This window comes from Pseudomonas wadenswilerensis, assembly GCF_024749185.1.
In the GTDB taxonomy this organism is placed as follows: Bacteria; Pseudomonadota; Gammaproteobacteria; order Pseudomonadales; family Pseudomonadaceae; genus Aquipseudomonas; species Aquipseudomonas wadenswilerensis.
This window is the reverse complement of the sequence record NZ_CP087191.1, coordinates 2327237-2347146: the sequence shown is the minus strand read 5'-3', so window position 1 is coordinate 2347146 and position 19910 is coordinate 2327237. Positions and strand designations below refer to the sequence as shown.

At 64.0% G+C, this 19910-nt stretch carries 20 protein-coding genes; 12 read left to right on the top strand and 8 right to left on the bottom strand.

From position 1 onward, the window contains the following. Positions 1-119 precede the first annotated feature (119 nt). The 3 genes from LOY45_RS10955 to LOY45_RS10945 all read right to left on the bottom strand — a co-directional run bounded on the left by LOY45_RS10955 (position 120) and on the right by LOY45_RS10945 (position 4115). A complete protein-coding gene (locus LOY45_RS10955) occupies positions 120-2519 on the bottom strand; it encodes a TonB-dependent siderophore receptor (protein ID WP_258579123.1) in 2400 nt (799 codons plus the stop codon). A gap of 97 nt (positions 2520-2616) precedes the next feature. Further along, on the bottom strand, positions 2617-3582 hold the full coding sequence (locus LOY45_RS10950; RefSeq protein ID WP_115087271.1) for a FecR domain-containing protein: 966 nt from the start codon (positions 3580-3582) through the stop codon (positions 2617-2619). Continuing rightward, positions 3582-4115: a sigma-70 family RNA polymerase sigma factor gene (locus LOY45_RS10945; RefSeq protein WP_115087272.1), complete on the bottom strand. Its 534-nt coding sequence runs from the start codon at positions 4113-4115 to the stop codon at positions 3582-3584. The genes LOY45_RS10950 and LOY45_RS10945 overlap by 1 nt, the downstream gene beginning before the upstream one ends. Before the next feature lie 241 nt (positions 4116-4356). On the opposite strand from LOY45_RS10945, the gene LOY45_RS10940 reads away from it, so the two are divergent. From LOY45_RS10940 to LOY45_RS10925, 4 genes are all read left to right on the top strand, one after another. Then, positions 4357-4944 (top strand): SMI1/KNR4 family protein, encoded by a 588-nt coding sequence (locus tag LOY45_RS10940; RefSeq protein ID WP_258579122.1) that lies wholly within the window; start codon positions 4357-4359, stop codon positions 4942-4944. Between the two features lie 94 nt (positions 4945-5038). Continuing rightward, positions 5039-5854, top strand: a complete 816-nt coding sequence (locus LOY45_RS10935; RefSeq protein ID WP_258579121.1) for a carbon-nitrogen hydrolase family protein — start codon at positions 5039-5041, stop codon at positions 5852-5854. A gap of 39 nt (positions 5855-5893) precedes the next feature. Further along, positions 5894-6988, top strand: a complete 1095-nt coding sequence (locus LOY45_RS10930) for a polyamine ABC transporter substrate-binding protein (protein WP_115087275.1) — start codon at positions 5894-5896, stop codon at positions 6986-6988. A gap of 42 nt (positions 6989-7030) precedes the next feature. Further along, on the top strand, positions 7031-7981 hold the full coding sequence (locus tag LOY45_RS10925) for a nucleotidyltransferase domain-containing protein (RefSeq protein WP_258579120.1): 951 nt from the start codon (positions 7031-7033) through the stop codon (positions 7979-7981). A 3-nt stretch (positions 7982-7984) separates the two neighbouring features. On the opposite strand, the gene LOY45_RS10920 is transcribed toward LOY45_RS10925, so the two are convergent. Further along, entirely contained in the window at positions 7985-8566 is a 582-nt protein-coding gene (locus LOY45_RS10920) for a DUF4174 domain-containing protein (protein ID WP_115087276.1), read from the bottom strand. Between the two features lie 222 nt (positions 8567-8788). Here LOY45_RS10920 and LOY45_RS10915 point away from each other — a divergent pair, with 222 nt between their 5' ends. Beyond that, the gene (locus LOY45_RS10915) at positions 8789-9292 is read left to right on the top strand and encodes an anthrone oxygenase family protein (protein ID WP_258579119.1); all 504 of its coding nucleotides are present in this window, start codon (positions 8789-8791) and stop codon (positions 9290-9292) included. Between the two features lie 339 nt (positions 9293-9631). Here LOY45_RS10915 and LOY45_RS10910 read toward each other — a convergent pair whose 3' ends face one another. Together LOY45_RS10910 and LOY45_RS10905 are read right to left on the bottom strand one after the other, a co-directional pair. Further along, a complete protein-coding gene (locus LOY45_RS10910) occupies positions 9632-11992 on the bottom strand; it encodes a DNA polymerase II (protein ID WP_134062307.1) in 2361 nt (786 codons plus the stop codon). A gap of 66 nt (positions 11993-12058) precedes the next feature. After that, entirely contained in the window at positions 12059-13258 is a 1200-nt protein-coding gene (locus tag LOY45_RS10905) for an MFS transporter (RefSeq protein WP_258579299.1), read from the bottom strand. A gap of 122 nt (positions 13259-13380) precedes the next feature. Between LOY45_RS10905 and LOY45_RS10900 the strand changes: the two genes are divergently transcribed. Continuing rightward, positions 13381-14286, top strand: a complete 906-nt coding sequence (locus tag LOY45_RS10900) for a LysR family transcriptional regulator (RefSeq protein ID WP_115087279.1) — start codon at positions 13381-13383, stop codon at positions 14284-14286. Here LOY45_RS10900 and LOY45_RS10895 read toward each other — a convergent pair. After that, entirely contained in the window at positions 14283-15182 is a 900-nt protein-coding gene (locus tag LOY45_RS10895) for a LysR substrate-binding domain-containing protein (protein ID WP_258579118.1), read from the bottom strand. The two genes, LOY45_RS10900 and LOY45_RS10895, sit on opposite strands and share 4 nt — an antisense overlap. Before the next feature lie 112 nt (positions 15183-15294). Here LOY45_RS10895 and LOY45_RS10890 point away from each other — a divergent pair, with 112 nt between their 5' ends. The 6 genes from LOY45_RS10890 to LOY45_RS10865 all read left to right on the top strand — a co-directional run bounded on the left by LOY45_RS10890 (position 15295) and on the right by LOY45_RS10865 (position 19123). Next, the gene (locus LOY45_RS10890; RefSeq protein ID WP_115087661.1) at positions 15295-15912 is read left to right on the top strand and encodes a LysE family translocator; all 618 of its coding nucleotides are present in this window, start codon (positions 15295-15297) and stop codon (positions 15910-15912) included. Between the two features lie 126 nt (positions 15913-16038). Beyond that, positions 16039-16767: a sel1 repeat family protein gene (locus LOY45_RS10885; protein ID WP_233674725.1), complete on the top strand. Its 729-nt coding sequence runs from the start codon at positions 16039-16041 to the stop codon at positions 16765-16767. 102 nt (positions 16768-16869) lie between these two features. Then, entirely contained in the window at positions 16870-17568 is a 699-nt protein-coding gene (locus LOY45_RS10880) for an AzlC family ABC transporter permease (RefSeq protein WP_115087663.1), read from the top strand. After that, positions 17565-17888 (top strand): AzlD domain-containing protein, encoded by a 324-nt coding sequence (locus LOY45_RS10875; protein ID WP_038994745.1) that lies wholly within the window; start codon positions 17565-17567, stop codon positions 17886-17888. The genes LOY45_RS10880 and LOY45_RS10875 overlap by 4 nt, the downstream gene beginning before the upstream one ends. Beyond that, a complete protein-coding gene (locus LOY45_RS10870) occupies positions 17885-18715 on the top strand; it encodes an AraC family transcriptional regulator (protein ID WP_115087284.1) in 831 nt (276 codons plus the stop codon). The genes LOY45_RS10875 and LOY45_RS10870 overlap by 4 nt, the downstream gene beginning before the upstream one ends. 12 nt (positions 18716-18727) lie before the next feature. Further along, complete coding sequence (locus LOY45_RS10865) at positions 18728-19123, top strand: hypothetical protein (protein WP_115087286.1); 396 nt, start codon at positions 18728-18730, stop codon at positions 19121-19123. Between the two features lie 63 nt (positions 19124-19186). On the opposite strand, the gene LOY45_RS10860 is transcribed toward LOY45_RS10865, so the two are convergent. Then, positions 19187-19816 (bottom strand): LysE family translocator, encoded by a 630-nt coding sequence (locus LOY45_RS10860; RefSeq protein WP_115087287.1) that lies wholly within the window; start codon positions 19814-19816, stop codon positions 19187-19189. Between the last annotated feature and the right edge of the window lie 94 nt (positions 19817-19910).

Here is a 19910-nt window from a genome sequence, read left to right as displayed (position 1 = left end):
GCCTCATCGCTGGCAAGCCAGCTCCCACAGGTACGGCGTACACAGATTTGCTGTGGGAGCTGCAGGCGCCCTACTGACAGTATTTACATAGGGTTCAGGGGGCGTTTTTATTTAGCCAGTCAAAAATCCCAGCGGGTGGTCAACATCAAGTTGCGCGGGTCACCATAAGACATCGAATTATAGAAACCGATATTGGTGTAATAGCGTTTATCGAACAGGTTATTGGCATTCACAGTGGCCGAAAAGCTATCGGTGAACTGGTAGCGGGCCATCAGGTCCACCAGCCAGAACGGATCCTGGGCAAATTCCTCGTCGATGTCCTTGGGCTGATTGTGCAGCACCTGCCAGCCCTTGCCCTGCCAGCGCGCACCACCGCCGACGGTCAGCCGCTCGAGTGCGCCCTTGAGCTTGTAGCTGGTGTAGAAGCTGACCTGGTCTTGCGGCTCCCAGGTCGAAACCTTCTGGCCATCGTCATCGCGAATCACCTTGTGGGTGTAACCGGCCTGCAACTGCCAGCCTGGCGTCAGCTCGCCCGAGACTTCGGCCTCGAAGCCCTTGGTCTTGGCTTTCACGCCCATCCAGGCGAAGGCCACGTCGGGGTTGGTCGGGTTGCCGTTGTACTGGTTGTCCTCGACCGTACGATTGCTCTCATGGATCTCGAAATAGGCAAGGCTGGCGTTGACCCGGCCGTCAAGGAATTCACCCTTCAGACCCAGTTCGTAGTTCTGCCCTTCGTCCGGGTCCAGCAGGCGGTTGGTACGGTCACGGAACCAGGCGTCCTGGGGCATGAAGATATCGGTGTAGCTGGCGTACAGCGAGTAGGTGTCGTTGAGGTCATAGACCGCGCCAACGTACGGTACCAGGCGGTCGTTTTCCTTGTTGTTGTCCTCGATCCCGTCGTAGCTGTAGTTGACCAGGCGCCCGCCGAGCAGCAGGGTCAGGTCGTCGGTCGGGTGCAGGCGTGCTGTGAGGTAGGTGCCGTTCTGGCGCACCTTGTCGTCGGTGCGCGCCGCCACCGGGCCCCAGTCGGGTTCGCCAATGTCGCCGTCCCAGTTGGGGAAGTCCGCGATGTTGTTGTTGGCATGGGTGACATTGCGGTAGTCGTTGCCCTTCCAGCGCGAGGCGGTGAAGGAGTTGCCGATCACCAGCTCATGCTCGCGGCCGAACAACTGGAACGGCCCGCTCGCATACAGGTCGAGGGAGTCGCTCACGGTCTCGCCGGTGTACTTCTGCGCATAGATGCCGGCGGTGCCGTCCTTGCGTGGCTGGTAGCCCTGGATCGAGCCGAGCGGCGCGTGGTAGCCGTTGATCTTGTGATCGAGCTGGGCCTTGGCCACCCAGCCGTTGTCCAGGTGATGCTCGAGGCTGGCGAACACGGTGCGGGTGTATTGCTCCCAACTGCTCCATTTCGCCGCGTTGTTGAAGTGGTGCGAAACATTGTTGGTGTCGCCATTGCCATCGTACAGCGGCACGGTGCCCGACCAGCTGGAGCCTTTGGGGTTGTTGTCCTGGTAGTCGGCGCCAACGGTCAGCAAGGTGTCAGGGTCGAGGTCGAACTCGAGGATGCCGTAGTAGACGCTGGTCTTGCGCTGGTAGTGATCAAGGAACGAGTGCTTGTCCTGATAGGCCGCCACCGCCCGGCCACGCACATTGGCGCTGTCGGTCAGCGGGCCGCTGACGTCCAGTTCGCTGCGGTAGTTGTCCCAGCTGCCGGCACCAAGGGCGAAGTGGCCCTTGAACTCGGCGGTGGGCTTCTTGCGCACCAGGTTGATGGTGGCGCCCAGGGAGCCTGCGCCAGTCAGCAATCCGGTAGCGCCCTTGAGCACTTCGACGCGGTCGTAGATGGCCATGTCGCTGAGGCTGTTGCCGGCCGAGTAACCGACGTTGCGCGAGGTCGAGGGAATGCCGTCGTACTGGAAGTTGTTGATGGCAAAGCCGCGCGCGTAGTAGCTGTTGCGCTCAGTGTCATAGGCCGAGACGGTGATGCCCGGGGTGTGGCGCATCACGTCGTCGATGTTGTTGAGGCCGAAGTCATCCATGTGCTGGCGGGTCACCACGGTGATCGACTGCGGCGTCTCGCGCGGGGTCAGTACCAATCGTGTGGCGGTGGCAATGGTGCCGGGGGTGTAGGAGCGGCTCTCTTCGGTGATGGTACCCAACTGGTTGCTGGTGACCTCGGTGGCGCTGAGGTTGATCGCACCCGCCTCGCTCACTTCCCGTACCAGGCTGTAACGCCCGTCCGCTTCCTTGATCACCGCCAGGCCCTTGCTGGCGAGCAAGGCGCGCAGGCCCTCCTCGACCCCATACTGGCCATGCAGGCCTTCGCTGCGCTGGCCTTGGGTCAGCGCCGGGTCAAACGACAGCACCACTCCCGCCTCGGCGGCAAAACGGGTCAGCACCTGGCCAAGATCGTCCTGCCCCAGGTCGTAGCTGCGCGTGGCCGATTCGGCCTGGGCCATGCTCAAGGGCAACAACAGCGCGCAACAGCGCAGGGCGTGGTGAATCCGGCGGGTTCTCATTCGATGCGTTCTCTTCTGGTTGGCATTCAGGCAGTGGGCCTGCCTTCCATAAGTCGAACGACAAGACGAATTAATATCATTTGCATGAAAAATACTTTTACTGGCGTGCCTTTACCGTCACCCAATACGGCGTGCGCTGGCTGACCGTTACCGGTAGCGTGCTTTCCAGGGCGCGGAAGATCTGCGCCGGGTCGTCGAGCCTGAAGGTGCCGCTGATGCGCAGCCCCACCACTTCCGGCGCGCAGCGCAACCAGCCACGGCGGTAGCGCGCCAGCTCGGCGACAAACGCCCCCAGGTACTGCTCGTTGGCGATCAGCAGGCCTTTGCTCCAGGCGTCCAGGTTGGTTTCCAGCGGCGAACTGAGCACCAGCGCCGGGTTGGCAAAACGGCATTGCTCTCCGGCCTCCAGCAGCGCGCCGCCACCCTGCTCGCCCGGCAGCACCTGCACACGGCTTTCGAATACGGCCAGGCGCGTGGTGTTTTCGCCGGCCAGCACCGAGAAACGCGTGCCCAGCGCCTGCAGCGTGCCGTGACGGGTTTGTACCCGGAAGGGTCGATTGGCCGGGTCCTTGGCGGTAGTGATCAGCACCTCGCCGTCGCGCAGCACCAGCAGGCGCTGCTGAGGGTCGAAACGTACGTCCAGGGCGCTGGCGGTGTTGAGCTGGACCTGGCTGCCATCGTCCAGGGTCAGGCTCAGGCGTTCGCCGGTACGGGTGTGGTAATCGGCGAACCAGGGGCCTTGGCGCGCCTGCTGATAGCCGCTCCAGCCCAGCCCACCGGCACCGGCCATCAGTACCAGCCCCTTGAGTACACCACGACGGCCCAGCGCCGGCTGCTGGCCGGCCAGTTCCAGGGTGCGCCCGGCCAGGCGCGTGGGCATCTGCTGCAGGCGTTGCTGCACCCGTTCGACCTGCTGCCAGGCCCAGCGGTGCTGCTCGTCGGCCTGCATCCAGGCGTGCCAGGCGGCGTGTTCGGCGCTGCCGGCGCTTTCATCACCGAGGCGCGCACGCCAGGCGGCGGCCTGCTCGAGGGCGGCGAGCTGGCGCGAGTCCAGGGCGGCCATCAGTCGACCTCGTGTTGCAGGCTGTACAGCGTGCAATGGTGCAGGGCCTTGGCGATGTCGCGGTTGACCGTAACCACCGAGATGCCAAGGGTTTCGGCGATGGCCTTGTAGGTCATGCCGTCCAGTTGCGAAAGCAGAAAAGCCTTGCGCACCCGGGCGCCGAGGCCGGCAAGCATGCCGTCCAGCTCGCACAGGGTTTCCAGCAGGATGGCCCGGGCTTCGGCGGAGATGTCCAGGGCTTCGGGCTGCTCGGCCAGCGCCTGCAGCCAGGCGCGCTCGAGCCGCGCGCGGCGAAAATGATCGATCATCAAGCGCCGGGCGATGGTCGCCAGGTAGCCCCGGGGTTCGCGCACGGCGCGCAGGCGGTCACTGGCATCGTCGGCGCTGAGCACGCGGACGAACACATCCTGCACCAGGTCGGCGGCCAGGTCCTGGCATTCCACCCGCGGGCGCAGCCAGCCGGTCAGCCAGCGGTGATGAGCCCGGTAGAGGTGGCTGACCTGCTGACGCAGGGCGGGGTTGGAATCGGTCATGGCGACTCGAAGAGCAAATGAGAATTTCTATCATTCTATGCGAATGATAGAAGGGCTTGGAAGAGCGCCGCACTAAAGCTGGCCCACCGGCCGCATCGCTGGCAAGCCAGCTCCCACAGGTCTTGCACAAACCCTGTGGGAGCGGGTCTTGCCCGCGATCGAGCGTGCAGCGCTCGCAATCCCGGTGAATTTACGCCAGCCTGGCTATCATCTGTGCTCTTTCAGGAAGGAACCGCCCCTCATGTCCCTCGTCACCACGTACCTCACCGGCCTGCGTCAGGCGCTGCCAAGCGAGTCGCTTGAGCAGTTGAACCTCACCCACGGCGCCTCGGCCGAAGCCTTGCAGAAGCTCAGTAACCATTACCCGCTGTGTCCCGCAAGCCTGCTGGAACTGCTCGGCCATATCGACGGTACCCATTTCCGTGACTACCCAGGCGGCACAGTCATCGTCCTGATCCTCGGTTCGGACGTGTTCGAGTACCCCTACTACCTCAGCGCCGCCGAGCAGGTCCTCGAAGACGCCAGAGGTTATACCGACAGCATTCGCGGCATCTACGGCGACTTCCTGGACGAATACCCGGAAACCGTCGGCCCAGGCATCGACATCGACCTGGGCATGAACCAGCGCCTGTGCTTCTCCCACTGCATGAACAACGGCGGCACCTCGAAGCTGTACATCGACTTCAACCCCGCCGCCGGCGGCACCGTCGGCCAGGTGCTGCGCTACCTGCACGACCCGGACAGCTATGAAGTGATTGCCGAGAGCTTCGATGAGTACCTGCAGCAGTTGATCGACGACGACTTCGCCTTTGTTGAACGGGAGATCTGAGCGCCATTACCCATTCAGGGTTACTCCATCAACGTGATTACCGCCCACGCCGTCGCGCCGCATACTCGGTTCCAGCCCCACGCAAGGAACCCCGATGAAGATCGAACTGATACAACTCGCCGGCCGCGACGGCGATACCACCTACAACCTGCAACGCACCCTGGAAGCCATTGCCGGTTGTGCAGCCGACACCGACCTGCTGGTGTTCCCGGAAACCCAGTTGATGGGTTTTGCCAGCGCCGCGCAGTTGCCCAAGGTTGCCGAAAGCGTGGACGGCCCCAGCGTCCAGGCCGTGCTGCAAGCGGTACGCGAACGCGGGGTCGCGGTGGTGATCGGCCTGGCCGAAAAAGCCGACGACCGCTTCTACAACACCTCGCTGCTGCTCACCCCCGAAGGCATCGCCCTGCGCTACCGCAAGACCCACCTCTGGCCCTCGGAACGCGGCCTGTTCGAGCCTGGCGATCGCTACACCACGGTGAGCTGGAAAGGCCTGCGCATCGGCCTGCTGATCTGCTACGACATCGAGCTGCCAGAAAGCAGCCGCGCCCTGGCGCAACTGGGCGTCGACCTGATCGTGGTAACCAACGGCAACATGGACCCCTACGGCCCGGTGCATCGCACCGCGATCATGGCCCGCGCCCAGGAAAACCAGGCCTTCGCGCTGATGGTCAACCGCGTCGGCCCAGGCGATGACGGCCTGGTATTCGCCGGCGGCAGCGCGGTGGTCGACCCGCACGGGCGCCTGCTGTTCGAAGCCGGTCGTGAAGCCTGCCGGCAGGTGGTCGAACTGGACCTGCAGCAACTAGAGCACGCCCGCCGCGACTACGACTACCTCGCCGACCGGCGCTTGCAACTGCCCGGCCAGCGCGTGGACCACGCCGATGGCCGCCGCGAACTGCTGATTCCCTGAGCGCTACCCCTTACAATAACAAGATCCCGGAGTGCCCCCATGAAGTCGATCCGTCGCCTGCCCCTGGCCCTGGCCGCGCTGCTGAACCTCGCTGCAGCCCAGGCCGCCACGCCCAGCGTGCACATCTACAACTGGTACGACTACATAGCCCCCAACACCACCAAGGAATTTCAGCAGGCCTCGGGTATCGCCCCGGTGTATGACGTGTTCGACAACAGCGATGTGATGCAGAGCAAATTGATGGCCGGGCGCAGCGGCTATGACGTGGTGTTCGCCAGCGCCGACCTGTTGCCGAACCTGATCAAGGCCGGGGTGCTGGCCGAGCTCGACCGCAGCCAGTTGCCCAACCTGGCACACCTGGACCCGCAGATCCTCGCCAAACTGCAGGGCAACGATCCTGGCAACCGCTTCGCCGCGCCCTACTTGTGGGGCACCACAGGCCTGGGTTACGACGTCGACAAGATCAAGGCCCGCCTGGGCGCCGATGCGCCGCTCAACTCCTGGGACCTGATCTTCAAGGAAGAAAACATCGCCAAGCTGGCCGACTGTGGCGTGGCGATGCTCGATTCACCCAGCGAGATCATCCCCATCGCCCTGCACTACCTGGGCCTGCCCTACAACAGCAAGAACCCCGAGGACTACCGCAAGGCCGAAGCGCTGCTGCTCAAGGTGCGCCCGCATATCGCCTACTTCGACTCCTCGCGCTTTATCTCGGACCTGGCCAACGGCAATGTCTGCGTGGTGCTGGGCTGGTCCGGCGGGGTGTTTGACGCAAGACTTGCCGCCGATAACGCCAGGAATGGCCGCGACATCCGCTACAGCATTCCCCGCGAAGGCGCGCCGTTCTGGCTCGAAAGCATGGTGCTGCTCAAGGACGCGCCCAACCCGCAGCAAGGCCTGGCCTTTATCAACTACATGTTGCGCCCCGAGGTGATCGCTGCCTCGACCAACTACCTTGGCTACCCCAACGCCAACAAGGACGCCGCACCGCTGGTGGAAGCGAAGATCCGCGACAACCCGTCGGTGTACCCGCCCCAGGCGGTGCTCGATACCCTGTTCGCCCTGGAGCCGCTGCCACTCAAATACGAGCGCATCCGCACCCGGGTGTGGAGCAAGGTCAAGACCGGGAGTTAGTGTTAGCGTAGTGAACCGCACGCTCGCCCAAGGACTCGCTGCATGATCCGCCTGGCCTCCACTGAAGACCTGCCCGCCATCGATGCCCTGATCGAGGCGGCCTACAGCCCCTACATCGTCCGCATCAAGGCCAAGCCGGGGCCGATGCTGGAAGACTACGCGCAGTTGGTCACCCGCCGGCAGGTTCAGGTGCTGGAAGACCGGGGACAGGTAGTGGACATCGGTGGGGTGGATGCCAACGGCGCTATCCTCACGCTTGCGCCGATAGCGCTACAACCCGCCTACCGGCCTGTGCTCGACGATCTCTGCCGCACCCTCGAAAACCGATGCCATACGCTGCTCGGTGGCATTTACCTCTACGGCAGCGTTGCCCGTGGCGATGCCCGCGAAGGTGAATCGGACCTGGACGTGACCCTGATACTCAACCATTGCCCCAACGCCAATGACTTGCAGCAGCTTGAACGGGTCAGAGGTGAGCTGCAGGACCGGCACCCACTGGTGAGCAAGATCGATTTCGACATCGGCACCCGTGACCAGGTGCTGGCCGAGGAACACCGCAACAGTTGGGGTTACTGGCTAAAGCATCACTGCCGCTGTATCTGGGGCGAAGACCTCGCCCAGTGCTTCGCGCCATTCAAGCCTTCACCAGCCATCGCGCGGGCAGTCAATGCCGACCTGCAGGCTGCATTTGAGCGATATGTCGAGGGTATCGCCGATGCGGGCGACGCAGACACGCTGCGCCGGCTGCAACGGGCAGCCTCACGCAAGGCATTGCGGGCCGGCAACATGCTGCGAAGTGACAAGGACCCTTCGTGGCCGCTGACCCTGGAGGATCATGCTGACCAGTTACGTATTGCTTGTCCGCAACTGGCCGCTGAGGTCGAATTCTTTTTGCGTCACGCCTATCAACCCGAGGCCAGCGCCGAACAGTTCCTCGAACAGTTCGGCGCATTCAACACAGCATTCTTTGTACGTCTGAACGCTTCTGGTTGAACCTCAATCCTCCAGCGGCTTCGGCGGTTTGGGTGGTGGTGCCGGCTTGGCCGGCTTGGCGGGTTTACCGTCCTTGCCGGGCTTGGCCTCTTTGCCCTTGGTAGCGTCCTCCTTCAAATCGGCAACGGTCGGCGGCACGATGGCTTTTTCCGCTGCCGGCAACTGGTCGACTGCATCGTAAATCGCCTTGGGCTCGAGGATGCCGGTGTGTTCGATCCGGTGCAGCTCGCCGTCCTTGCCCACCAGTACTACCTGGGTGACCATCGTATCCCGGGCGCTGAACTTGAACTTGCGGATCAGGGCCATGGTCGCCTGTTGATCCAGAAACTTGTCATCACGCTTGCCGATCATGCCGGCGACGCTGTACAGCACCAGCTTGCGCTCCTCGAAGGCAGCCTTGGTGGCCGGGTCTTCAAGGGCCTTGTTCAACGCGCGAAGGGTCGGGTCGGCGGTACTGGGGGCAAGGACAACCAAGGGGCGGGTCTTGTACAGCTCCTGGCCCAAGGGGTCATCGCTATCGGCAGCGAGGGCGGGACCGGCGACAATGGCCAGCAAGGCGGCGAGGGTCAGTGACCGAACAAGCATGCGCATCTCCTTTCTATTTCCATGCAACAAAGACTACAAATCGCGACGAAAGATCCGGGTTGCGAGCCTAAACTACAGGGACAGATGAGTGGGCAAGGCAAAGGTAACTTCCGATTACCAAGTGCGACCTTGGATACACACCGAAAGGTCTGTCATCCGATTCTGAGGATAGCTGAAGGCCGTCTGCCATGCCCGTCGACCACCCTGGAAAAGGCCTGAACCATGAGCATTGCCGACACCCTGCTATTGCTGCTGATCCTTGTTACCGCCCTGGGTTGCGGGTTGATGGGCGGGTTGTTCTTCGCCTTCTCCAACTTCGTCATGCAGGCCCTGGAGCGCATTCCGGCACAGAGTGCGGTGACGGCCATGCAATCGATCAACCAGGTGGTGCTCAACCGCCTGTTCCTCTCGCTGTTTCTCGGCACCGCCGTGACCTGCGCGATCCTGCTGACCTGGGCCTGGTTGCGCTGGCCATTGCCGGGCAGCCTGTGCATCGGCATTGGCAGCGGCCTGTACCTGCTTGGTAACGTGCTGGTGACCATGCTCTTCAACGTGCCGCGAAACCAGAGCCTGGCGCGCCTGGAGCCGGCCAGTATCGAGGCGGCCAGTGCCTGGCCGACCTATGCGCGGGTGTGGAACCGCTGGAACCATGTGCGCACCATTACCGCCCTGGCGGCCACGGCCTGGTTGATGGTGGCGTTGCTGCGGGTGGTGTGGACTCAATAGCGGCTGCTCAGCTCCCACAGTAGATCTGTGCACGCCGGACCTGGACTTGCTGCCTGCACCGGCCTCATCGCCGGCAAGGCCGGCTCCCACAATAGACCTGCATGTACCGGACCTGTGGGAGCTGGCTTTGCCAGCGATCGAGCGCGCAGCGGTCGCAATCCAGCCAACCCCTGATGTGCTGCCTGCACCGGCCTCATCGCCGGCAAGCGCCGGACCTGTGGGAGCTGGCCTTGCCAGCGATCGAGCGCGCAGCGGTCGCAATCCAGTCAACCCCTGATGTGCTGCCTGCACCGGCCTCATCGCCGGCAAGCCACACAGGGTCAGTGCATGCAGGTCCGGCTAGAACAAGCCCATCTGCCGATCGATCAGCGCCGTGAAGTCATCCTCCACGAACGGCAAAATCGCATCGGCCACCGGCTGCAACTGCCGAGTCAGGTAGTGGTCGTAATCGATCGCCGAATGCCGCGTCTCCAACGGCTCCGGCCCGGTCACGGTAATCACGTAGCTGATCCAGCCGCCATTCTGGTACTGCCGCGGCCTACCCTGTCGGTCATTGAAGTCATCGGCCATGCGCGCCGCGCGAACATGCGGCGGCACGTTGCGCTGGTAGTCGGCCAGCGGCCGGCGCAGGCGCTTGCGGTAGATCAACAGCTCATCCTGCTCGCCAGCCAAGGTCTTGCGCACATATTCACGCAGGTACTGCTGGTACGGCTGACGCTTGAAGATCCGCTCGTACAGCTCCTGCTGGAACTGCCGGGCCAGCGGCGACCAGTCGGTACGCACGCTTTCCAGGCCCTTGAAGATCATCTCCTCAACGCCCTCGCCACGTTGCACCAGGCCGGCATAACGCTTCTTGCTGCCCTCCTCGGCGCCGCGAATGGTCGGCATCAGAAAGCGCTTGTAGTGGGTCTCGTACTGCAACTCCAGGGCACTGTCCAGGCCGTAGCTGTCACGCAGATGCTCGCGCCACCACTGGTTGACCTGCTGCACCAGCTCGCGACCGATACGCGCCGCGTCCGCCTCGTCATGGGCACCCTTGAGCCAGACGAACGTGGAGTCAGTGTCGCCATAGATCACCGCGTAACCCCGGGCCTCGATCAGTTCGCGGGTACGGCGCATGATCTCGTGGCCGCGCATTGTGATCGATGAGGCCAGGCGCGGGTCGAAGAAGCGGCAGCCACTGGAACCAAGCACCCCGTAAAAGGCGTTCATGATGATCTTCAGCGCCTGGGAAAGCGGCGCATTGTGCTCGCGCTTGGCCACCTCGCGGCCCTGCCAGACCCGCTCGACAATCGCCGGCAGGCAATGCCGGGTACGGGAAAAACGCGCACCGCGAAAGCCCGGTACCGAGGTCGCGTCGCCCGGCTCGCGCAGGCCTTCGATCAGCCCTAGCGGGTCGATCAGGAAGGTTCGGATGATCGACGGATACAGGCTCTTGTAGTCGAGCACCAGCACCGACTCGTACAGCCCCGGCCGCGAGTCCATGACGAATCCACCAGGGCTGGCCTCCTCCGGGCGCTCGCCCTGGTTGGGCGCGACGAAGCCCTGGCGGTGCATCAGGGGCATGTACAAATGACAGAACGCCGCCACCGAGCCGCCGCTGCGGTCAGCCGGCAAGCCGGTAACCGTGGCCCGTTCGAGCAGGAAGGTCAGCAGTTCGGTCTTGGCGAAAATCCGTGTGACCAGTTCGCAGTCCTTGAGGTTGTAACGGGCCAGGGCCGGCTTGTCCTCGGCGAACATGCGGTTGATTTCGTCCATGCGCTGGTACGGGGTGTCGATGGCCTTGCCTTCGCCGAGCAGGGTCTGGGCGACGTTCTCCAGGCTGAACGAGGGGAAACTCCAGGTCGCCGAACGCAGCCCTTCGATACCGTCGATGATCAGGCGCCCGGCGGCCCCGGCAAAAAAATGCGCGCGGCTGCCGTGCTCGCGCCAGTCCATTTCCTCACCGCCACGCCCCAGGCGCAAGGGCACCTTGAGCTGGGTGGCGTGGTGCTGCAGCACGCGCAAGTCGAACTGCACCAGGTTCCAGCCGATGATTGCATCGGGGTCATGCACGGCCAGCCAGTCGTTCAAGCGCTCGAGCAAGCGGGCACGGCTGTCGCAGTATTCGAGATCGAAATCCACGCCCTCGGCGTCGCCGTTGGCCGGGCCGAGCATGTACACCTGGCGCTGGCCGCAGCCTTCGAGGGCGATGGAATACAGCTCGCCGCGCTCGGTGGTTTCGATGTCGAGTGATACCAGCCTGAGCTTCGGGCGGTAGCCGGGGGCGGGCTTGAGCTGGGCATCGAGCAACACACCGTTGGCATCAGGTGTGCCGCTGAAACTCACCGGCGCGGTAATGAAACGCTCCATCAGGTAGCGCTCCGGCGGACGCACATCAGCCTCGTAGATTTGCACCCCGGCGGCGCGCAGGCGCTTTTCCAGCTGGATCAACTGGCGGTGCTGGCGGCAGTACAAGCCCAGCACCGGCCGCTGTTCGAAATCGCGCAGGGCCAGCTCGCGCAACGCGACGTCGCGCTCACCGCGCAGCACCGCTTCGGCTTGCCCACGCTGCTCGGCCGGAATGAACGCAACGGACGTCTGCACCGGCAAGCGCAAGCGCCGTGGTCCCTGATCGGTGGCCAGCCAGAACTCGACGCTGGTCCCCGCCGGGGTATCGCGCCAATGCCGGGTCAGGACAAAGCCCTGCTGTAACTCCACCGCTGCAACCTCGAAAACACCTGTGTATGCGGCGATTCTACCTGCCTGGGCCGCTGGCTGCCGAACTTAGCGCGCTACCCGTGCACCGGGGGCAAAGCCGTGGCCATGGGCGCGACCGGCAATCAGCAAGGCCAAGGCGATCAGCCCCAGCAACACCCAGTGGAAACTGCCCACGCCCCACTGGCTGAGCAGCACGCCACCGAGCAGACCGCCTGCGGCAATCGCCGAGTTCCACACGGTGACGATCATCGACTGGGCGACATCGGCGCCCTCCCCGGCGGCATCGGCGCTGGCGGTCTGCAGCAGGGTCGGCGCGCCGCCGTAGGTCAGGCCCCAGAGCGCGACACTGACGTACACCAGCGGCGCCGACTGGCTGACAAAACCCAGCACCAGCGCCACCACGGCAAATCCGCACAGGCTGAGCAAAACCATGTTGCGCAGGTGCTTGTCGATCAACGCACCGACCACGCCGATACCCGCCAGGGCGGCGATACCGAAGGTCAGCAGGACCATGCCAGTGCTGGCTGCCAGCCCCGCCGAAGCCAGGAACGGCACGATGTAGGTGTACAGCACGTTATGCGCCAGCACCCAGGTGAGGATCACCAGCAACACCGCCAGCACTCCCGGGGTACGCAAAACTTGAGCGATGCCGGGACGCTGACCCGGGGCGTGACCGTCGAAGTCCGGCACCTTGCACAGCACCCAGGCCACCAGCACCAGGGTCGCCCCCGACACCAGGGCAAAGGTCATGCGCCACCCCACCAGTTCGCCCAACCAGGTGCCGGCTGGCACCCCCAACGACAACGCCACCGGCGCGCCGATCATCGCCACTGCCATGGCCCGGCCCTGCTGCTCGGGGCTGACCATGCGCCGTGCATGCCCGGCGATCACGCCCCAGGCCAGGCCGGCGGCGACGCCGGTCATGAAGCGTGCGACCAGCGTCAGCCAGTACGAACTCGATAGCGCCGTCACGGTGTTGAACAGCAGGAAACCGACAATCGCCAGCAACAGCACCGGCCGCCGACGCCAGCCCTGGGTCAGGGTCACCAACGGGATGGCGGTCAACAGCGAGCCCAGGGCATACACGCTGACCATCTGCCCGGCCATGGCCTCGCTGACCTGCATGCCGCTGGAGATCTGCCCGAGCAGGCCGGCCGGCAGGGTTTCGCTGAGGATGGCGATAAAGCCGGTCATGGCCAGGGCCAGCAGGCCGCTGACCGGCAAGGGCTGTTCGAGTGCGGCTGGCCCGTCCGCCGTGCAACTCATCGGGGTCATGGTGAAACTCCTGTAGGAAAGATGGGCGAACCTTAAGCCTGCGGTCACTGCGGAAAAAGACGGGTACAATTCCGCTCATAACGGACATTGATGTCCGCAATCAGGGAAAGCAGATGGATAGCCTCAGCGGTTTCGTGGTGTTCGTGCGGGTGGCAGAAACCGGCAGCTTCGTCGGCGCCGCGCAATCGCTGGGGGTCAGCGCTTCGGCCATCGGCAAGCGCGTGGCGCGCCTGGAGAGCCGCCTGGGCGTGCGCCTGTTTCACCGCAGCACACGCAGCATCACCCTGACCGCCGAGGGCAGCCTGTTCCTGGAACGCAGCCGGCGCATCCTCGCCGAGATCGAAGCCACCGAACTTGAACTGTCCCAGGCCAGCGAGGTGCCGCGTGGGCGTTTGCGCATCAGCCTGCCGCAAGTCACCGCACTGGTGATGCCGGCCTTGAGCGAGTTCATGGCGCAGTACCCGGCCATCGAACTGGACCTGGATTTCGACGATCGCCTGGTCGATATCATCGGCGAAGGTTTCGACGTGGTGATGCGCGGCGGTACCCCCAGCGACTCGCGCTTGAGCGCGCGCTTTCTGGGCCATTTCCACCATGTACTGGTCGCCTCACCGGCGTACCTGGCGCGCAATGGCACCCCCGTTCATCCCGATGAACTGGCCCGGCACACCTGCCTGCACTACCGTTTCCCCAGCACCGGCAAGCTCGAGCAATGGCCGTTGCGCCAGGAGCCCGCCGGGCGCGAATACGACATCCCGGTGTCGATGGTCTGCAACCACGTCGACACGCGCATCTGCTTTGCCACCCGCGATCGCGGCATCACCTGCACTCCGGATTTCACCGTACGCCAGCAGTTGCAACGCGGTGACCTGGTGACCGTGCTCGATGACTACATGGAGCGGCGCGGCAGCTTCTACCTGCTGTGGCCCTCGGGGCGGCAAATACCGCCACGGCTGCGGGTGTTCATCGACTTCATGAGCACGCGACTGCAGCTGGATGCCGGCGCGCCGCAGTATTAGTCATACAAATAATCAAGCCCCTGAGCGGGAAGTCGCGGCACCTGCTGCTGCAGGAATTCGCCGAGCTTCTGCGTCTGGCGCGCCTTGGGGCTAGCCTGCAGCCAGGTCAGGTAATAGCCCTCGCCGGTGGCCACCGCCTGCGCAAAGGGCGTGACCAGGCGGCCGGCGTCGAGCTCGCCGCTGGCCAGCAGCAGGTCGACCACGGCCACACCCAGGCCTTGCTGGGCGGCAGCGATGCCTTGATCCAGGGTGTCGAACAGCTGGCCGCGGTCCAGGCTGATTGCAGCGCCGCCTGTCCGATTCAACCAGCGCCGCCAGTCACGCCGATCGGGCGACGGGTGCAGCAGTTCGCAGTGGGCCAGGTCTGCCGGGTAACCGGGCTGGCACACCGGCACCAGCCATTCGTCAAACAGCTTGAGGCTGGCGATGTCCGCGGCAAAATGGCCGTCGCCCAGCAGGATCGCGCAATCGTAAGGCTCGCTGTAGAAGTCCACCGTGTCGATGTCCATCCACACACTGCTCAATTGCACCTTGCTGTGTTCTTCGCCTTGCTTGAACGTCGCCAAGTGCTTGAGCAGCCAGCGCACGGTCAGGGTCGAAGGCGCCTTGAGGCGCAGGTGCTGACGGTCCTGCCTGAGCAACCCGCAGGCATTCTCGATGATCTTGAAGCCGACCTTGAGCTCCTGGGCCAGCAGCCGGCCCGGCTCGGTGAGCGCCACTTTCGGCCCGCGGCGCTCGAACAATGCGCAGTCGAACAAGCCTTCGAGGGTTTTGATGTGATGGCTGATGGCGCCCTGGGTCAGGGCCAGTTCTTCGGCCGCGCGGGTGAAGGAGCCATAGCGTGCGGCCACCTCGAACGCCCTGAGCGCCTGCAATGCGGGAATGCGTTCGGTCATGGCCGCCTCAAGCATGAGTAAAACTAATAGAAAGCCACAGTAACAGGCGTTTTACAACCGAACCGCGCCTGCAGAGAATGCCGCTCCCGGTAAAAACCATCGAGAAATGCCCGTGAACAGTGCCCTGCTTGCCACCTACGCCCTGACTGTTTTGCTCTTGATCGCCAGCCCCGGCCCGGTGGTGGCGCTGGTGGTCAACACCACCGCCCGCGCCGGACGCAAACAGGCACTGCTGACCGCCCTGGGGACCAACGGTGCTTCGCTGGTGCTGATTGCCCTGGCCGCTGCGCTGATCTTCAGCAGCGCAGCCGTCAACCCACTGTTGCTAAGCGCCCTGAGCATGTTCGGTTGCCTGTTCATCGGCTACCTGGGCCTCGGCGCACTGGCTGAACTGCGCCAGCCCGCGCTCGCCATACAGCAGGCCCCCGTCCGCCAGGGCGGGCTGTGGCAAGGTTTTGCCATCGGCCTGTCGAACCCCAAGGACATTCTGTTTTTCGTCGCTTTCTTCCCGCAGTTCATCCAGGTTACCGAGCAGTTCAGCCAAAGCCTGATGGTGTTGGGGCTGGTCTGGCTGGTGCTCGACCTGGGCATTCTGGGCTTGTACATCCTGGTCATCGGCCGCCTGGCCGAGCGTCTCAACCGACGCTTGATCAGCGCAATCAGTGCCGTGGTGCTGTTGGCCATTGCCGTCGCCGGGCTGGCCTACAACCTCCGGCAACTGTTGCCCTGACGGGCTACGCTTTCGGGTGTAGGCCGAGAGCGGTTAGAATGACGCGCTATACCTCCAGGCCAGCCTCAAGCCACACTATGGACAGTCGGATTGAACCCTGAACAGCGCAGTCGTCTCGAAACCACCATGCATACCCGCCCGGCCCCGAATTCCAGAGGCACTTCCTTGATCCGCTCGTCCCTTTTGCACGGCCTGCTCGCCGTCGTGCTGCCAACTTCGGCGCTGGCCGCCGGCGTACGGATCGACCCGCATGCCGACCTGTTGTACCGCCAGGCCCTGACCTTGCTGGAACAGGCCGACAACCAGAACACCAGTTTCACCCTCAAGACCAGCACCACCGACCAGGACCTCGCCCAGCAAGGCCAGGCCCTGGGCCGCACCCTGGCGCCTGCGGTGAGCCTGCTGAAAAAAGCCGTGGAGCTTGACCACCCGGCCGCCCAGTACCGCCTGGCCCTCTACTACATCACCTACCTGCCGGCAGCGCAGATCCCGGCTGCCGCCTGCCCGCTGCTCGAAGCGAGCATGGGCCAGGGCTTCGCCCCGGCGGCGCTGGGCATCGAAAACTGGTGCCCGAACTACAGCCGTAGCGAATACCGCACTGCGCTGGAAAGCGTGCCGAACCTGGCTAGCCTCTACGCTCCCTACTACCCGCAACCGGCCGTGCGCCTGCTGTGCCATCGCGAGCAACCGCAAGGCCTGGCGATGCAGTGGGGCCGTCAGCGCGACTACCAGGCCGAGGTCTACCGCCTGCTGGCCAGCGCCGACCCGGCGCAAAGCAAGGCTTACTGGCAAAAAGCAGTGGACATCAATGGCTGCATCGCGGCGCAGCGGCGCCTGGCCAGCAACCACTACTGAGCTGAGCGCACTGCGCCGCCGCTGACAGCAAGATCGTTCAAGTCAGCGGCGCCCGGCTCTGGCATGCTGTACAACCGTGTTCATTGGTTGTTGCTGCCGTCCATGCCCAGTCCGCCGTTCGCCCGCCAGGCCTTTATCCGTGGCGCCATCGCCATCCTGCCGTTGTCCCTTGCCGTTGCCCCCTGGGGGTTGCTGGCCGGCTCCATGGCCATCGAAGCCAACCTCACGCCCTGGGAAGGCCAGGGCCTGTCGGCCATCGTCTTTGCCGGCGCGGCGCAACTGGTGGCGATCGGCATGCTCAAGGGCGGCGCCAACCTGTTTTCGATCCTCCTCACCACCCTGCTGCTGACGTCCCAGCACCTGCTGTACGGGCTGTCGATGCGCCCGGTGCTGTCGGGCCTGCCGACCCGCTGGCGGCTGGGCCTGGGCTTCTTGCTCACTGACGAGTTTTTCGCCCTCACCAGCCAGTACGACAAACAGCAGTTCAATCGCTGGTACGCCCTGGGGGTGGGCCTGACGTTCTACATTGCCTGGAACCTGTTCACCCTGGCCGGGATCATCCTGGGGCAGAACATTCCGCACCTCGACCAACTGGGCCTGGACTTCTCGATTGTCGCCACCTTCGTCGCCCTGATCGCGCCGTTGGTGCGCAACCTGCCCACCGTGGTGTGCGTGGCGGTGTCGTTGTTCTGCTCGGTGCTGTTCAGTGCCTGGCATTGGGACATCGGCCTGGTGGCCGCCGGCCTGCTGGGCATGAGCGCAGGTTTCATCTGTCAGAAATTCAGTGGAGCACGCTCATGATCTTCGCCCTGATTATCGGCATGGGCCTGCTGGTGTTCCTCAACCGCTATGCCTTTCTGGAACCGCGCTTGCCCCTGCGCCTGAGCTCCAATGCCCGGCAGTTCCTCGGCTTCGCCGTACCGGGCATGCTTACCGCGATCTGCGGGCCTATCGTCTTTCTGCCCGGCCACCAGCTCGACCTGAGCCTGAGCAACCCGTACCTGATCGGTTCGCTGGTGGCCGTAGTGCTGGTGCTGTTGACCCGCAGCACCTTGATCAGCATGCTGCTGAGCATGGCCTTCTTTTTTGTCTTTCGTTGGTGGTTGAACGGCAGCCCATGAACCCTGCACACAAGGAACAGACCCGTTTCTGGCAAGCCTCGGCGCTCGGTGACACCGAGATGCTGCATGCGCGTTATTTTCAGCAGCGCTTCGCCCCCCATGTGCACGAAGGCTACGTGATCACCATCATCGAGTCCGGCGCCCAGCGCTTCTGGCACCGCGGCAGCGAACACCTAGCGCCGGTCGGCAGCATGGTCCTGATCAACCCCGACGAGCTGCACACCGGCGCCAAGGCCAGCGAAGACGGCTGGCGCTATCGCGGCTTTTACCCCGACAGCGAACGCATCACCGGCGTGCTCGACGAACTGGAACTCAAGCGCGACGGCCTGCCGCGCTTTGACGCCAGCGTGCTGCACGACCCGCAACTGGCCAAGGCCTTCAGCTGGCTGCACTGCTCGGCCGAGCACGGCGCCAGCGCCCTGGAACAACAAACCGCCTGGCGCGAGGCGGTGTTGCTGCTGGTGCAGCGCCATGCCCGCGCGGGCGAGGCGCGCACGCCCGGCAACGAACCGTGCGCCGTGGCCCGGGCCAAGGAACTGATGGACAACCGCCTGGCCTATCCGCCATCGCTGGAAGAACTCGCCACAGCGGTGAATCTCTCGCCCTTCCACTTTGCCCGGGTGTTCCGCCAGGCCACCGGCTTGCCGCCCCATGCCTGGCTCAAGCAACGGCGCCTGAGCCGCGCCCGTGAACTGCTGAAAAACGACTGCCTGCCGTTCAACGTCGCCTTCGCCCTGGGTTTTTCTGACCAGAGCCATCTGAACCGGCAGTTCAAGCAAGCCTATGGCGTAACGCCGGGCGAGTACCGGCGCGCCTGCACTCATTAACGGACTAAGCCAATGCCCTACCCGCTTGCCTACCGCTGGTTCATTCACAAAGGCCTGACCGACTGGGAGCCGTGGTATTTCTGCGATACCCAGGCGTCGCTGCAACAAGCGCCTGACCTGACCAGGAACGCCTTCGCCGCCAGGGCCTTTGCCAAGGAAACCGGGGCGGACTTCGAGGTTTACCTGTTCGCCCGCCGCCAGGATCGGGAGGACTTTGCCTTCTTCGTGGTGCGCGACGGGGTGATTGAAGACAAGGTCATCACCGTGCATTTGTCGTTTGCCGACAAACTCGAGCTACGCTCGCGGTTGAGCTATGAACAAGTGACCCGCAGCTTCAGTGAATGGGTGGCCGAGGTGGCGCTGGCGGATGCGCTTGAGTGGATGAGCGAGGACGACCTGCAGGATTGAATCTAGGGCTGCTCTGCAGCCCATCGCCGGCAAGGCCAGCTCCCACATGTGGGAGCCGGGCATTCACGCCGGGCGCTGCATCAACATCAACCGCAGCGCCAGCAACGCCAGCACACTGGCCAGCAAGCGCGGCTGCAACCTGGCCAGGCGCCCCTTGCCACTGAACCAACGGCTAAGCACCCCGCCACACGCCCCCAGCACCACATGAAACACCAGGGCAATCACGCTCAGTACCAGCCCCAGCAGCAACAATTGCTGGGCCACTGCGCCTTTGGCCGGCACCACGAACTGCGGCAAGAACACGATAAAAAACAGTAGCGCCTTGGGGTTGAGCAGGCTGTTCAAGGTCGCTGCAACCAACACCGCCGCCAGCGATGTCTCACGCGACCCCTCGCCCATGCCCACCGTGCGCGGCTGCAACAGCTTGAAGGCCATCCATAACAGGTAGACCGCGCCGCTGTAGCGGATGATGTCGAACGACGGCGGCCAGGCGGCGATCAGTGCGGTGACACCGGTAGCCGTCAGCACAGTCAGCAACAGGTCAGCCAGGCTGATACCCAGCGCCGCCGCCAGCCCGCCACGCCAACCCATGGACAGCCCATGGCTGATGACAAAAGCCATGTTCGGCCCGGGCGACAGCAGCAACAGGGTTACCGCGCCAGCAAAGATGACCAGCGTTTGCATATCGAGCATCGCACACCCTCCTGGCTAAGCTCCGAGTGACGACAGTAACGGATCTCCAGCCGGGACAAGCGCTACAGCGCAGCGAATTTATTGCGCAACAGTT

Coding starts and splice junctions, on each gene's coding strand:
- LOY45_RS10955 (WP_258579123.1), bottom strand. CDS start 2,519: ATGAGAACCCGCCGGATTCACCACGCCCTGCGCTGTTGCGCGCTGTTG.
- LOY45_RS10950 (WP_115087271.1), bottom strand. CDS start 3,582: ATGGCCGCCCTGGACTCGCGCCAGCTCGCCGCCCTCGAGCAGGCCGCC.
- LOY45_RS10945 (WP_115087272.1), bottom strand. CDS start 4,115: ATGACCGATTCCAACCCCGCCCTGCGTCAGCAGGTCAGCCACCTCTAC.
- LOY45_RS10940 (WP_258579122.1), top strand. CDS start 4,357: ATGTCCCTCGTCACCACGTACCTCACCGGCCTGCGTCAGGCGCTGCCA.
- LOY45_RS10935 (WP_258579121.1), top strand. CDS start 5,039: ATGAAGATCGAACTGATACAACTCGCCGGCCGCGACGGCGATACCACC.
- LOY45_RS10930 (WP_115087275.1), top strand. CDS start 5,894: ATGAAGTCGATCCGTCGCCTGCCCCTGGCCCTGGCCGCGCTGCTGAAC.
- LOY45_RS10925 (WP_258579120.1), top strand. CDS start 7,031: ATGATCCGCCTGGCCTCCACTGAAGACCTGCCCGCCATCGATGCCCTG.
- LOY45_RS10920 (WP_115087276.1), bottom strand. CDS start 8,566: ATGCTTGTTCGGTCACTGACCCTCGCCGCCTTGCTGGCCATTGTCGCC.
- LOY45_RS10915 (WP_258579119.1), top strand. CDS start 8,789: ATGAGCATTGCCGACACCCTGCTATTGCTGCTGATCCTTGTTACCGCC.
- LOY45_RS10905 (WP_258579299.1), bottom strand. CDS start 13,258: ATGAGTTGCACGGCGGACGGGCCAGCCGCACTCGAACAGCCCTTGCCG.
- LOY45_RS10900 (WP_115087279.1), top strand. CDS start 13,381: ATGGATAGCCTCAGCGGTTTCGTGGTGTTCGTGCGGGTGGCAGAAACC.
- LOY45_RS10895 (WP_258579118.1), bottom strand. CDS start 15,182: ATGACCGAACGCATTCCCGCATTGCAGGCGCTCAGGGCGTTCGAGGTG.
- LOY45_RS10885 (WP_233674725.1), top strand. CDS start 16,039: ATGCATACCCGCCCGGCCCCGAATTCCAGAGGCACTTCCTTGATCCGC.
- LOY45_RS10880 (WP_115087663.1), top strand. CDS start 16,870: ATGCCCAGTCCGCCGTTCGCCCGCCAGGCCTTTATCCGTGGCGCCATC.
- LOY45_RS10875 (WP_038994745.1), top strand. CDS start 17,565: ATGATCTTCGCCCTGATTATCGGCATGGGCCTGCTGGTGTTCCTCAAC.
- LOY45_RS10870 (WP_115087284.1), top strand. CDS start 17,885: ATGAACCCTGCACACAAGGAACAGACCCGTTTCTGGCAAGCCTCGGCG.
- LOY45_RS10865 (WP_115087286.1), top strand. CDS start 18,728: ATGCCCTACCCGCTTGCCTACCGCTGGTTCATTCACAAAGGCCTGACC.
- LOY45_RS10860 (WP_115087287.1), bottom strand. CDS start 19,816: ATGCTCGATATGCAAACGCTGGTCATCTTTGCTGGCGCGGTAACCCTG.